The organism is Cryobacterium sp. TMT2-4 (genome assembly GCF_004402575.1).
Lineage (GTDB): Bacteria > Actinomycetota > Actinomycetes > Actinomycetales > Microbacteriaceae > Cryobacterium > Cryobacterium sandaracinum.
Genome location: NZ_SOGE01000025.1, coordinates 141,711 through 154,537 on the forward strand (window position 1 = coordinate 141,711; position 12,827 = coordinate 154,537).

11 protein-coding genes and 1 tRNA gene are annotated in these 12,827 nt (G+C 69.0%); all 12 read right to left on the bottom strand.

Going from position 1 to position 12,827, the window contains the following annotated elements:
• Positions 1-10: 10 nt before the first annotated feature.
• Complete coding sequence (locus tag E3O54_RS07040) at positions 11-835, bottom strand: anti-sigma factor domain-containing protein (RefSeq protein ID WP_134401246.1); 825 nt, start codon at positions 833-835, stop codon at positions 11-13.
• Entirely contained in the window at positions 822-1,478 is a 657-nt protein-coding gene (locus tag E3O54_RS07045) for an RNA polymerase sigma factor (protein ID WP_241976779.1), read from the bottom strand. The genes E3O54_RS07040 and E3O54_RS07045 overlap by 14 nt, the downstream gene beginning before the upstream one ends.
• Positions 1,479-1,507: 29 nt before the next feature.
• Positions 1,508-2,167, bottom strand: coding sequence for a class F sortase (locus E3O54_RS07050; RefSeq protein ID WP_134401247.1), 660 nt, complete (start codon positions 2,165-2,167; stop codon positions 1,508-1,510).
• 28 nt (positions 2,168-2,195) lie between these two features.
• Positions 2,196-3,035 carry a DUF4397 domain-containing protein gene (locus E3O54_RS07055; RefSeq protein ID WP_104170797.1) on the bottom strand — a complete coding sequence of 280 codons (840 nt, stop codon included), beginning with the start codon at positions 3,033-3,035 and terminating at the stop codon, positions 2,196-2,198.
• A 155-nt stretch (positions 3,036-3,190) separates the two neighbouring features.
• The gene (locus tag E3O54_RS07060) at positions 3,191-4,477 is read right to left on the bottom strand and encodes an MFS transporter (protein ID WP_198411443.1); all 1,287 of its coding nucleotides are present in this window, start codon (positions 4,475-4,477) and stop codon (positions 3,191-3,193) included.
• Positions 4,478-5,025: 548 nt separating this feature from the next.
• Positions 5,026-5,772 (bottom strand): alpha/beta fold hydrolase, encoded by a 747-nt coding sequence (locus E3O54_RS07065; protein ID WP_233191135.1) that lies wholly within the window; start codon positions 5,770-5,772, stop codon positions 5,026-5,028.
• Positions 5,773-5,867: 95 nt separating this feature from the next.
• Positions 5,868-6,458, bottom strand: coding sequence for an isochorismatase family protein (locus E3O54_RS07070; RefSeq protein WP_134401248.1), 591 nt, complete (start codon positions 6,456-6,458; stop codon positions 5,868-5,870).
• A gap of 28 nt (positions 6,459-6,486) precedes the next feature.
• Positions 6,487-7,905: a D-alanyl-D-alanine carboxypeptidase/D-alanyl-D-alanine-endopeptidase gene (locus E3O54_RS07075; protein WP_241976780.1), complete on the bottom strand. Its 1,419-nt coding sequence runs from the start codon at positions 7,903-7,905 to the stop codon at positions 6,487-6,489.
• 86 nt (positions 7,906-7,991) lie between these two features.
• Positions 7,992-10,265 (bottom strand): bifunctional diguanylate cyclase/phosphodiesterase, encoded by a 2,274-nt coding sequence (locus tag E3O54_RS07080; RefSeq protein WP_134401249.1) that lies wholly within the window; start codon positions 10,263-10,265, stop codon positions 7,992-7,994.
• A 293-nt stretch (positions 10,266-10,558) separates the two neighbouring features.
• Positions 10,559-11,557: a Gfo/Idh/MocA family protein gene (locus tag E3O54_RS07085; RefSeq protein WP_104170793.1), complete on the bottom strand. Its 999-nt coding sequence runs from the start codon at positions 11,555-11,557 to the stop codon at positions 10,559-10,561.
• Between the two features lie 471 nt (positions 11,558-12,028).
• Positions 12,029-12,104: transfer RNA gene (locus tag E3O54_RS07090), tRNA-Thr, on the bottom strand.
• Between the two features lie 45 nt (positions 12,105-12,149).
• The gene (locus tag E3O54_RS07095) at positions 12,150-12,788 is read right to left on the bottom strand and encodes a TetR/AcrR family transcriptional regulator (RefSeq protein WP_104170792.1); all 639 of its coding nucleotides are present in this window, start codon (positions 12,786-12,788) and stop codon (positions 12,150-12,152) included.
• Positions 12,789-12,827: the final 39 nt, after the last annotated feature.

Consider the following 12,827-nt stretch of genomic DNA (forward strand, 5'->3'; position numbering starts at 1 on the left):
GCGGGTGGTGTCAGGCCGTGCGCAGTTCCCCGCGCAGGATCGACTCGCCGGAGTGCTGCGGGTCGCCGTCGTCGGGTTCCGCGGAGACGTCGACCAGCGGGTACTGCGACAGGTCGACGCCGTCGGGGATGGCGAAGCGCCCGGACTCACCGTCGAGCAGTCCGATGCTGATCAGCCCGGACGCATCCGTCTTGATCAGCCACACCTCGCGCAGATCGGTGTCGGCGCTCACCCCGGTGACGTCGAGCACGACCTCCCGGTGGCCGTCGGCCGTCTTCGCGACGTAGGCGCTGCCGGTGGCGTCCCAGCCGGGGTACGGGTCCAGCTGGGCCTCGGCGAGTAGCACCGGCGCGGGTTCCTGCTGCTGTGCGGACTGCCACCAGATGCCGCCGCCGAGGCCGCCGAGCAGCCCGGCGATGCCGGCGGCCACGGCCATCGGCATCCAATTGCGGCGTCGTGGGAGGGGGCGCAGGGCGGAGCCGATGTCGGTGACCGTGGCGGACGGGGTCTCGACAGGCTCGACCACCGGTGCAGGGGTCTCGACAGGCTCGACCGCTGCAGGGGACTGGTCCGCTGCCTCGTAGCCGCTGCGCCCAGGGGTGGCGGCCACGGCGTCGGACAGGCCGAGGGCGGCGTGGATACCGGCCCAGACTCGATCGCCGGGCTCCACGAGTTGCACGCTGCGCGCGGACCGGCCGACGTGGGCGGTGTGCTGCAGGGCGATGAGTTCCAGGGAGCACTCGGGGCATTCCGATAGGTGCTGGCGTTCGGGTTCGGTGAGGTCGAACTCTGTCATTGCGATGAGAGCGAGGTTTTCCCGGTCAATGTGTGTCATCGTTCGCCTCCAATCTGGTGCGCAGTCTCGAAAGACTTCGGCGGATGTGACTCTTAACGGTGCCGAGCGGCAGTCCGAGGTTATCGGCGATTTGGGTGTGCGTGAGATCGTCGTAGAAGGCCAGCTGCATCACCTGCTGCGGAACGGGTCCGAGCCGGCGAAGTTCGTCGCTCATCAGCACACGATCCGCGATGTCGGCGGATTCGTCGGTCTGGCTGAGCGCGGTGTCAACGAGGACAGCCTCCTCGACCCGCCGCCGTCGTGAGCGGGCCTCGTGGGCATCCGCAACGGTGTGCCGAGTGATCCCGACGAGCCAGGCCGGCAGAGGCGACCGCGACGCATCAAATCCGTCCCGCCCGCGCCAGGCGGCGATGAAGACCTTCTGGGTGACGTCTTCGGCTTCGCCGGGATCGCCGAGCGAACGAAAGGCGATCGTGTAGACGAGGGATGACCAGCGGGCGTAGGCCTCGGCGAGCGCACGTTCGTCTCCCGCCCGAAACGCGAGAACGAGCTGGGCGTGGTCGTCTTCGTCGGTGAGTGCCGTCACGTCGTATCGGTTTCCCCCGGTTGGTGAGCGCATCGGGAGGTCGTACATGTCAGACTCCGCCGGAGAGCAAGCCTCGACCACCGTGATGACCAGCATAGCCACCCCTCTGCGTCATGGTGCCTGGGTCATGCGATTGGACTCGCCGAGACGATTACGTTGGACAGATAGGTGCGGGCGTCGTAGTCGAATTCGCCGCCGCAGGTCACAAGGGTGAGCCGGTTGGGACCGGACCGGTCGAAGATCGAGTCCCAAGGCACATCCTGTTTGGCCACGGTTTGAACGGATTCCACGGAATAGCGACGCTCCTGACCGTCGTCGGTGGTCACCACGATCTCGGTGCCCGCACGCGCCGAGGCGAGCTGGGCGAACGGTCCGATGTCGTAAATCAGGGAGTCGACGTGGGCGGCGATCACGGTCGCGCCGGTGGTGCTGGCCGGTGACGGTCCAAAGCGATACCAGGCGGCGAGCGAGGGGTCTTTTGGCAGCTCCATCGCCCCGTCGTCGGCCAGACCGACGGACTCGATGGCCATGTCGATTCCGAGGGAGTCGACTCGGATGGTCTGGGGCGGCCGGGCCTGCGGGGTCTGGTTCTGATCCAGCGAGGAACTGACGGTCGGCACGTCGACCTCGGCGACGGGCAGCGGGGCCGACGGCGTCGGAGTCGGCGCTGCGTTCGTCGGGGAAACGTAGGCCGTGGGCGATGATGTGCTCGGGGCGCTGCTGCAGCCCGTGAGCAGGGCGAGAGCCACAGCGAGCACTGTGAAAGTGCCCGCTGTGGCTCTCATTGTGGATCTCCCTTTCTTACTGGCGTGACTAGCGGCGAGCCGCGGACAGGCGACGCATACCGACGACGGCGGCGGCGACCAGACCCATCAGCGCGGCGGCGAAGCCACCGACCATGAGCCCCGTGGAGTCGTCCGCCTGGTTGGTGGCGACGAGACCGGCCTCACCGGCGGGGATGCTGTCCGGGTTGGAGTGAAGCCCGTCGATGGTCTGAACGGCCAGGGCCAGGTTCTTGTCGGTCAGGCTGCCCCACGCGTAGACGATCGTGTTCGTGCCCTCTGCGACGTTGACGTCTGCCGGGCCGATCACCGGGTCAGTCGTTCCGGTTGCGGCGACGGCGGCCGAGATGGTGCCGGCCGGCAACGTAAGCACGGATTCCTTCGGGTTCACCAGGGCGGTGATCGCGACGGCTCCGTTGGCGAGAACATCGACCGCGGGGGCTGCTGCCACGTGGCGAACCGTCAGGCGGCCCTCTCCGGCGGCGAGCTGCGAGATGTCGTTGGTGAACAGCGACGCCGTGGGCTTGCCGGCCTCGTCGAGGTGCGCGGCGGCGGTGTAGTTCTTGCCGGCTTCGAGCGGGAGGTCGACCGGGCCGATGGCAGGTGCGCTGGCATCCGCTGCGTCCGACGCGGTGATGGCCACCTTGTAGGTGCCGGGTGCGAGGTCGAGCGGACCGGCGAGGTCGCCCGGCTTGAAGTCGTCCAGGGTCAGCTTGTCGTTCACGTAGACGTCGACGGTGAGGCCGGGAACTCCGTGGAACACAGACAGCTTCGCGACGTCTTCGGCTGCCTGTGCCGGAGCGAGACCGCCGAGGGCGACGAGAGCACCGAGAGCGCTGGCCGTCATTCCGATCTTGAGGGACTTGTGCATCGTTTCCTCCTGCGTAATGGATCTGTGAGTGGGTCACTCTGAAGAGATTCTTGAAACCTCTTTAACCCCTACTTCTCTCGCACGTCCCCAAACGGATGCACATGCATGGAAATCTCTGTAAAACTTTTTTTGCGGGCTGCAGGTCGCGCGCGATTTCATCGGCTCGCCGCGGCGCGATGCAGGGAGATGTCCCGGCGGAAGACCAGCATCACCACCACCAGCGACACGGCCGAGAACGCGGCCCCGCCCGCGAACATCGCCGGGTAGCCGAGCCACGGCTCGAGTAGGGACAGCGCCAACGGCACGAAGAACCCCAGGTAGGTGATGCCGTAGTAGATCGCGGTCAGCCGAGCGAGGTGGTCGGGCGGCGCGATCCGCTGCACCTCCTGCAGCCCCGACACCATCAGCAGGCCGTACGCGGCGCCGAGCAGGGCCGCCGCCGGCAAAATCAGCCAGAGCACGGGTGGGCTCACGGCGACGGATGCGAGCAGCAGCGACCCGACGGTCAGCATCAGCGCGAACATGATTCCTCGGGCATCGTGCCCGGCGGTGATGCGGTGGCTGAAGAGCTGCAGCGACGCTCCCGCGACGAGAGCCACCACGCAGAGCAGGGCCGCGAATGCCACCGGCGCGGACGGGATCTCGGTCGCGGCGAGCGCCGGCAGGATGGCGTAGGCGGTCGTGGCCGTTCCGAAGACCCACGGCGCCACCGGCACGATCAGGAGCAGGAACCGCGGGTACGGGGAGATGGCCGGGTGGACGGCCGGCAGGGCCCCGGCCGCGATGCCCCGTCCCTGGGACTCCGGGGTGCAAAACAGCAGAAGGCCGAAGAGCACGGCGATGACGGTGTGCGCCGCGTACGGCAGCACGCCGGGGAACGGCGCCCACTGGGCCAGCGCTCCGGAGCTCGCCGCGCCGAGTGCGAAACCGAGGGACAGCGCGATGGTCGCCCGTCGTGCCCCCGAGGAACGGTCGGCCCCGAAGTCGAACGGTCTCGCGGAGAGTTCCTTCACCCAGCTGGTGCCCACGGCCATGGCCAGGCCGAGGGCGACGCCGGAGAGGATGCGGCCGGCCAGCAGCATGGGCACATTTCCCGCGGACAGGGCCAGCAGCACGCTCCCCGCGATCGCGACCCAGGGCGCGGGCAGCATCAGCGGTCGGCGGCCGAACCGGTCCGACAGCGGGCCGGCGATCAGTAGCGCCGGGATGATGCCGAGTACGTAGGCCCCGAGCAGCAGGTTCGCCAGCTGGTTGGAGAACCCGTCCGCCTGTCGGTACATCACCAGCAGTGGGGTGAATTCGTTGCCGCCCCAGGCGACGGCGAAGATCGCGGCGGCCGGCGCGAGCCAGTACTTCCTGCCCCGGGCGCCGGTGAACGAGCCGGATCCGGTGGTCGAGCCTGTCGAAACCGAACCCATCGCATCCTGGATGTCGGTTGTCATGACGGTCCCCCGGTCGGCATTCGGCGGCCTCGGCAGCGAGGCCCGCACGCCCCCAGCCTAGGGGAGGCGCCGGGGCTCACTCCCCCAGCCGGCGGCGAACCAATTCGACGGAGATTTTGCAATATGTGCGGGTTTTCGGAGTGTTGGACGCGGTTATGGGCACAATCTCCGTCGAATTCGTCAGGGTCAGGGCCAGGGCCAGCCGAGCTCGCGCGTGTGGCCAACTCAGGACATCCATCGCCCGGTGGCCCGGCCGCCCCGGACCAGTGCGGAACCAGCGCGGATGTCCGGGCCGGCCCGGACGGATCTCCTGAGTTAGCCCCAACACCGGCCGGTTGCCCAGCAGCGCCAGCCGGATGCGCAGCATCTCTTGTGCGGTTCGGGCAGCCCCCACGCGCTCCGCCCCACAGCGCGAACGAATTCGACGGAGATTTTGCGATATGTGCGGGTTTCTGAAGGTGTTTAGGGCGATGCGGACAAAATCTCCGTCGAATTCGTTAGGGGCGTGAGAGGCGAGCGAGTGCCCGGACTCAGGGCGCTCAGGGCGCTCAGGCCAGGAACTGCAGTGCGGCGCGCTTGAACTCGCGGGAGGTGAGCGTGTTCACGTGGTCCCGGCCCGCCAGTTCGAGGTAGTCGGCACCGCGCGCGCGGGCAAGTTCGGCGACCCCGGCCGGGATGGAGTCGGCGCCGCCGGCGACGTAGAGCACGGGAATCTCGACCGGCACGTCCAGCGAGGAGCCGGCCACCCCGCCGACGCACGCCACGAGGGCCTCACGGTCGGCGCCGGCGGTGATCGCGGCACCCAGTATCGCCGCGATCGACGGGTCGGCGCCGGCGGTGCCGTCGGTCACGAACCGGCGCACGGCATCCGGATGCCAGGTCTCGAACAGTTCGTCCGGCCCGGCTCCGCCGAGCACCAGTCGGCGCACCCGGGACGGCGCCAGCCGCGCGAGCGCCGCCGCCACGCGCGAGCCCATCGAATAGGCGACCACGTCGACCTGCTCCAGCCCGAGGGCGTCGAGCACGACCACGAGGTCGGCGGCGAGTTGCCGGGGCAGGTAGTCGATGCTGCGGTGCGGCTTGTCGCTGCGGCCGTGACCGCGGAGGTCGAGGGTGATCACGCCGCGCCCGGCGTCCTGCAGGGCTCGCACCCAGCCGGTGCCGACCCAGGTGACCTGCGATGTCGACGCGAACCCGTGCACGAGCAGGATCGGGCGCTCGCCGGGCACGACGTCGTAGGCGATCCGCACGCCGTCGAGGCGCTGCGCGAACAGCGCCCCGCCTGCAGAGCCCACCGGAGTAGAGCCCGCCGGAGCAGAAACCGCCGGAGCAGAAACCGCCGCGGCCGGTCCCGCCGGGGCCGGACTCGCCCGGCCGGTCACCCCCACGCTCAGACGACCACGTCGGAGGTGACGAGCACGGCACCGGCATAGGCCAGCTCGCCCAGGGCCGCGTCACTCGTGTCCGGGGCGACGCCGGCGACGAGGTCGGTCAGTACCCGCACATGCTGGCCGTGGCCCCGCGCATCCAGGCCGGACGCGCGCACACAGTGGTCGGTGGCGAGGCCGACGATGTCGATGTCGGTCACCCCGTTCGCGATGAGCAGCTCGCCCGTCTTCTCGCCGCCCAGCGAGATGCCGTCGAAAATGGAGTAGCCCGCGTGGCCCTGCCCCTTGCGAATGTGGATGGTCGTGTCCGGCAATAGCAGCGAGGGGTGGTACTCGGCGCCAGGGGTGCCCGCCACGCAGTGCACGGGCCAGGAGTCCGTGGAGCCTGGCTCGCCGGCCCGGGCGAAGTGTCCGCCGTTGTCGTTGTCGGGGTCGTGCCAGTCGCGGGAGGCGAAGATCACGTCATAGGCATCCGGATGTTCCGCCAGCAGCGCGCTGACGCCCGCGGCCACCGCAGACCCACCCTCGACGGCGAGGGCCCCGCCCTCGGTGAAATCGTTCTGAACGTCGATGATGAACAGGGCCCTGGTCACGGATTGCTCCTTCTGTCGCCGGTTGAAGTCAGGAGTTCGACAGGTTGTCGCCGCAGCGGAAGAACCCGGCGGTGATGGTGTCGAGCGCCTGCTTCGCATTATCGCTCACATCCCCGAGCGCGTAAACGGCGAAGGTGAGCGGCGTGCCGTCGGCCGCCCGGATAATGCCGGAGAGCGTGTAGCCGGTGTCGATCCAGCCTGTCTTGGCGAAGACGGCGCCGTCGGCGACGGCGTTGTCGCCCGTGAACCGGTCGCTGTAGGACAGCGATCCGGTGGGTCCACCGGCGATCGGTAGGCCGTCGAAGATGACGCCGAGGTCGCCGTCGCGCGCGTTGATCTTGACGAACAGCCGGGTGAGATACGACGGCGGTACGGCGTTGTCGTCGCTGAGGCCTGAGCCGTCCCGGATGATGATGCCGGTCGTGTCGATGCCATAGGCGTCGAGCGCCGCGACGACGGACTCCTGCAGGGCGCCGAAGGTGTTGCCGGCCCCGGACTCCACCGCGACGAGCCGGGCGAGCATCTCGGCGAGGGTGTTGTCCGACACGATCAGCGACTGCCCGATCAGCACGGACACGGGCTGGGACCGGGCGGCGGCGAGCTGTTCGGCCCCGGCCGGCGCGGTGCCGACGCTGACGCTCACGCCGCCGCCGAGCGCGGCGGCGAAGGCCGCGCCGGCGCGCCCGACGGGGTCGGCGCTGCGGGAAGAGCTCTGACGCGAGGGGTCGTCGCGGTCACCGTCGACCTGCAGGGCGGTCACGTCGGGCATGGAACCGGCGTTGCGTTCCAGTTCATCCCAGCTCGGTTCCCAGCCGGGCCCGCCGAAGAACGAGGCGTCCAGCACGAGGGAGGTGATCGGCGGGTTCGCCGGGTTCGCCCGCCAGGCGGCGAGGGTCTGGCGGGCGAGCTCATCGACGTGGGCTGCGCCGGGGTAGACGGATTCCGTGCCGGTGGGCAGGCGCGTGAGGGTGAGGTCTCCCCCGCCGACCAGCACGACAGACCCCGGTGTGCTGCCGGTGACGACGGTGGTCGTGGCTCGGTAGTCCGGTCCGAGCACCTCAAGGGCGGCGGCGCTGGTCAGCACCTTGAGCACGCTCGCCGTGCGTGAGGAGGTATCGCCGCCGCGGTCGAAGAGCACCTCGCCGGTGCTGGCGTTGACCACCTGGGCCTGGAAATCAGCCAACCGGGGGTCGGCGGCCAGCGCTGAGACCGAACACGTACGCAGGTTTCTGGCATCGGAGGCGGTGGCCGGCACGGGGCGCTCCGAAACGGGTTCCGCGGCCGGCACGTTCACGCTCGCACCGGTGTTCGCGGCGGCGATGGAGGCGGTGGCCGCGGCATCCGGGGCCCGGGTCGACGCCCCGATCAGGACGGCACCCGCGCCCAGCAGCACCGCCACGGTGACGAGGACGGCCGCGAGGCGTTTGCGAGGCTTCGATTCTTCCACCCGTGAACCATACCCGCCGGGCTTGTGAGTCACCCTGTGCCTCGTGCCCACGGCGTTGCAACGGCGTTGCGACGGCGCCCGCGTGGCTAGCGCGTGGCCGCCGGCGCGTGCCGGGCGGCGAGCCAGGCATCCAGTGCCGCGGCCGGAAGCGGGCGGGACATGTGGAAGCCCTGGGCCTCGTCACAGCCGTACCGGGTCAGCTCGGCGTAGGCGACGGCGTCCTCGACGCCCTCCGCCACCATGCGCACGCCGAGGCTGTGCGCGAGCGCGATGATCGAGGCCACCAGGGCCGCGGCCCTGGCGTCGTCGGCCATCGGGAACACGAAGGACTTGTCGAGTTTGAGCTCGTCGATCGGCAGGTCCCGGAGGTAGGCGAGGGAGCTGTAGCCGGTGCCGAAATCATCCACGGCAATGCGGATGCCGCTCTCTCGCAGACGGATCAGGATGTCCCTGGCCCTGGCCCGGTCTTCCATCAGGAACTCTTCGGTGATCTCCAGCATCAGGTCGGCGGCCGACAACCCCCGCACCTGGATCATGGCGGCGATGCGTGCGGGCAGATCGGACTCGATCAGGGTGCTGGGAGACATGTTGACCGCAACGGTCAGCGGTGTTCCCTGCGCACGCCAGACCGCGGCCTGGTCGAGCGCCTTTCCCAGCACGATCCGGGTCAGGTCGCGCATGAGCCCGACGTCTTCGGCCAGGGTCAGAAACACGTCGGGAGGCAGCAGACCCCGGCTCGGGTGCTGCCAGCGCACCAGCGCCTCCACACCGTGCACGTGCCCGGTGGCCAGCTCGATCTTGGGCTGGTAGTGCAGCACGAGTTCGTCCATGGCGAGGGCGCCGCGCAGGTCTTCCATCATCCGCAGCCTGGAGTCGCCGTGATCGTCGTCGGAGCAGACGAAGACGTGGTGCCCGCTGCGGGAGGACTTGGCCTTGTACATGGCCATGTCGGCCTTGCGCAGCAGCACCTTGAGGGTGTCACCCTGGTCGGGGAATAGGGCGATGCCGATGCTGACGTTGGACTCGATCGCGATGCCCTCCAGCGTGAACGGCCGGGCCAGGACCGCCCGCAGCCGCACGGCCGCCGCCACGGCCTCGTCGTGGCCGGCGTCCTGGATCAGAAGCGCGAACTCGTCGCCGCCGAGCCGGGCGAGAAGATCGCCCGGTCGTCGCTGATCGAACAGGCGCGATCCGGCCTGCACCAGCAGCAGATCGCCGACGTCGTGGCCGAGACTGTCGTTCACTTCCTTGAACCGGTCGATATCCAGGAGCAGCAGGGCGCTCCGGTGGCCGTCCCCGGGCATGAGGTGAGCGGATGCCTCGGCGTAGAGGGCGCGCCGGTTCGGCAGCCCGGTCAGGTCGTCGGTGCTCGCCTGGCGGTGAAGGTCGGCCATCCGCCCGATCTGCCGGGAGGCGAGCTGGGTGCGCACGGTCCCGAGCACCAGGGTCACGCCTGCGAGGAGCACGGCGCCTGTGGAGATCTTCACCTGCGTGCCGAGGACGAGCACCGCCATCCCGGCGATCGTGGCTGCCCCGGGCACCGCGAGGGTCCACACGCCGCTCAGGGGGCGCCGGGCGGTGACACCGGGCCGAGCCAAGTCCCACGCCCAGACCGCAATGAGGGTGAGGCCGAGCGCCCAGCCCGCATCCAAAGGCTCCCCGAAGGTGTACGTTCCGGCGGAAACCTGGAAGGCGTAGACGGCGTCGGTTGCCGCGAAGATCAATAGCCCAAGCACCAGAAGGGCCCACCGTCGGCCCACGTCGAGTCCGCGGGCGGCGGCAATCCCCGTGATGACCGACACGAGCAACAGATCGAGCAGAGGGTAGCTGGCGGACACCAGGGCGGCCGGGGAGGGCGGCCAGACACCCGCGGATGCAATCACCGGGCTGAGCAACACGGCCAGCACGGATGCCGCGCCAAGCGACCCGATGGCTCCGTCCACCAGGACCGACCGGGGTATTTCACCACGCTGACGGTGGACCAGGACAGCGAGTCCGGCCAGAATCAGCGGATAGAAAAGCGTGTAACCGATGTCGGCCGGAGACGGAAACGAGAGGGTCGCCGCGCCCGCGAGCAGGTAATAGGTGCTGCCGAGAGTAAAGGCCGTCATCGCGGCCGACACCAGAATCAGCTGCGTGCGGCCGCGCTCCGCGCGGAGCGCGGCTGCCCAGCAGAGCAGGGCCGGGAGCCCCGCAGTGATTAGCGACAAGGAGCCGGTGAAAACCGGGCCGAAGGAGGCGAACAGGCCGATCGCGTAACCGATCAGCAGCACCCACATCAGCCACAGGATCCAGTGGCCGAGCCGCGCATGGCGAAGGGAGCGGTCATCGATTCGATCCGCGTGCGCGTTGGCGTGCATCGGATCCCCCGCTCCCGTTGCGTACACGCTAGCCGAGCCGTCATGGGCCGATGGACCAACGCCCCCGAGTACGACCACCCCAAAACGGGGGGTGGCGTCATCCGACGGGCGGAACGAACTCGAGCGGCTCGACGACGGAGCACGCGACCAGCGCGCCGAGGAGCCGCAACGGCCACGTATGGGGGCGGTGAGGCCGGTTCGTGACACCACCACGGGATCCACGCGGCGCCATTCTGCCCCCTCCCGCTCTACTGGTCAGATTATCGACCGGAGCACAGCGCACGGACTCCCAATTACTCCCCGGGGTACCGCAGGCCGATTTGCGCGCGCACCAGGTCGAGCGTCTCCATGATCGCCACCACTTCCTCGACCGGCAGGATGTCGCTCGAGATCTTGCCGGCCCGGATCAGTTGCTCCGCTTCGGCCGCCTGGTAGTGCATGCCGCGCCCGTTGATCTCGGCGGTGAAGGTCTCGATGACCTCGTTCGCGCTGTTGAGCACCCGGAAGTCCGTGGGCGAGTACCAGACCCGGTCGATGTCGATGCGGCCCAGCGTGCCGAGGATGGTGGCCGTGTTCGGGCCGGTGGTGTTGCTGGCCGACAGGGTCTGGGCGATCTGCCCGCCCGCGTAGCGGAAGGTCGTGGCGATCTGCGCGTCGGCGCCGGTGGCCTTGAAGGTGGCGGTCGCGAGGATCGTCTCCGGGCGTCCGAACAGTTCGGACGCGAAGGTGAGCGGGTAGATGCCGAGGTCGAGGAGCGCCCCGCCGCCCAGGTGCATGGCGTTCAGCCGGTGCGCCGGGTCATCCGGCAGGTCCTGGGTGTGATCGGCGATCAGGGTGCGCACGTCGCCGAGGGTGCCCTCGGCGAGGATCTCGCGGATGCGCACCATGTGCGGCAGGAACCGGGTCCACATTCCCTCGAGCACCAGCAGCCCCAGGGTCGCGGCGAGGTCGACGACCTCGCGGGCCTCGGCGCCGTTCAGGGTGATCGGCTTCTCGATCAGAACATGCTTGCCGGCATTCAGGGCGAGCTTGGCGTTCTCGGCGTGAAACGGATGCGGGGTCGAAATGTAGATGATGTCGACATCCGGGTCCGCGGCCAGGGCCTCGTAGCTCGGATGAGCCGTGGGAATGCCGAACTCGGCCGCGAAGGCATCCGCCGACGCCTGCGAGCGGGAACCGACCGCCTGCACCTGAAAACCGTTCCGGACGAGGTCGTTCGTGAATGCGTGGGCGATCCCGCCCGTGGCCAGGATTCCCCAGCGAATAGTGTCGGTGCGGGTTGTGTCGGTCATGGGATCAGCCTAGCGATCGCGGGCGGCCGGCGGCCGGCGGCCGAGCCCGTCACGACCCGGCGACCTGGCCCGGCGGCCCGGCACCGGGCATCCGTGGGACAGCACGGTGACTCCGGAGATTTTCGCAACACGCCGCTCGGCCGGGCCGTAGAACCGGCGTTTCCCGAAAATCTCCGCGTTTACGTGACGACGGATGCCCCGGTCGGCTCAGTCAGCCTCAGGTTGCGGGCTCAGTAGGGCGGTGTCAGCTCGATGAGCCGCGCCGCGTGCGTGCGCGCCTGCACGAAGTGGCTTTCCGCGAGGTTGCGGTTGGCGACCACGCGGGCGAGGCGACTTCGGTCGATGAGGCGGTCGATTTCGTCCCGGCCACGAGCCCGACGCCCCTGTACGCGATTCGGGTGACTTCGCGGTGCGCACTCGCGTGGCGGGTGTGCGCGGCGCGAGCGAAAGCCACGGCTGCCTGAGTTGAGATGGAGCCGCCTATCAGAATCGAACTGATGACCTTCTCATTACGAGTGAGACGCTCTACCGACTGAGCTAAGGCGGCGTCACGATTATTCCTCTCGGAAAACCTCGGACACAGCTACAAAGCCTAGCTGGTCTTCAGGGTCATCTCGTACAGGTCCGCGAAGGATGCCGCGACGTGCGTGGCCAGGGGGCGGGCCGCGTCGGAGTCGGCCCAGCACCGCCAGGCGTGGCGGAGCGCAGCCACGGCCACCAGGGTGAACAGGAGCGCCCGCTGCTCAAGCTGCGCCGAGCCGGCGCCGAGCTCGGGGTGGTCGACGACGAAGCGCCGGGTGACGATCTCCTGCAGTCGACCCTCGAAGTTGCGCAGGGTGGCCATCCGCATCCCGAACAGGTAGGGATTCTCCTTCATGACCTGACGCCGCAGCTGGTGGATCTCCCGGTCACCCTCGGTGTTCCTGAGGCTGACCGAGAGCAGCGCGGCCAGCTGAGCCAGGATGTCCCCATCGCGGCCGCCGTGCACGAAGGCCTCGATCTGCTCTTCGGACGCGAGGTCGAGTTCGTCGCCGACCAGCGCGGCATCCTTCGAGGGGAAGTAGTTGAAGAAGGTGCGCGGCGACACGTCGGCGAGCCGGCTGATGTCCTCGACGGTCACCTTCTCGAGCCCCCGCTCGCAGGAGAGCGTCAACACGGCGCGCTGGATGGCGCGTCGCGTTGCGAGCCGCTTACGTTCGCGTAGGCCCGGTTCCTCGTGGTGCAGCGACATGCCTCAATTCTTACACAGCGCGCAAATCTGCAGCCAGGC

Excerpts from the sequence above, each read along its gene's own strand:
- E3O54_RS07040 (WP_134401246.1), bottom strand. The coding sequence starts at position 835 with ATGACACACATTGACCGGGAAAACCTCGCTCTCATCGCAATGACAGAG.
- E3O54_RS07045 (WP_241976779.1), bottom strand. The coding sequence starts at position 1,478 with ATGCTGGTCATCACGGTGGTCGAGGCTTGCTCTCCGGCGGAGTCTGAC.
- E3O54_RS07050 (WP_134401247.1), bottom strand. The coding sequence starts at position 2,167 with ATGAGAGCCACAGCGGGCACTTTCACAGTGCTCGCTGTGGCTCTCGCC.
- E3O54_RS07055 (WP_104170797.1), bottom strand. The coding sequence starts at position 3,035 with ATGCACAAGTCCCTCAAGATCGGAATGACGGCCAGCGCTCTCGGTGCT.
- E3O54_RS07060 (WP_198411443.1), bottom strand. The coding sequence starts at position 4,477 with ATGACAACCGACATCCAGGATGCGATGGGTTCGGTTTCGACAGGCTCG.
- E3O54_RS07080 (WP_134401249.1), bottom strand. The coding sequence starts at position 10,265 with ATGCACGCCAACGCGCACGCGGATCGAATCGATGACCGCTCCCTTCGC.
- E3O54_RS07085 (WP_104170793.1), bottom strand. The coding sequence starts at position 11,557 with ATGACCGACACAACCCGCACCGACACTATTCGCTGGGGAATCCTGGCC.
- E3O54_RS07095 (WP_104170792.1), bottom strand. The coding sequence starts at position 12,788 with ATGTCGCTGCACCACGAGGAACCGGGCCTACGCGAACGTAAGCGGCTC.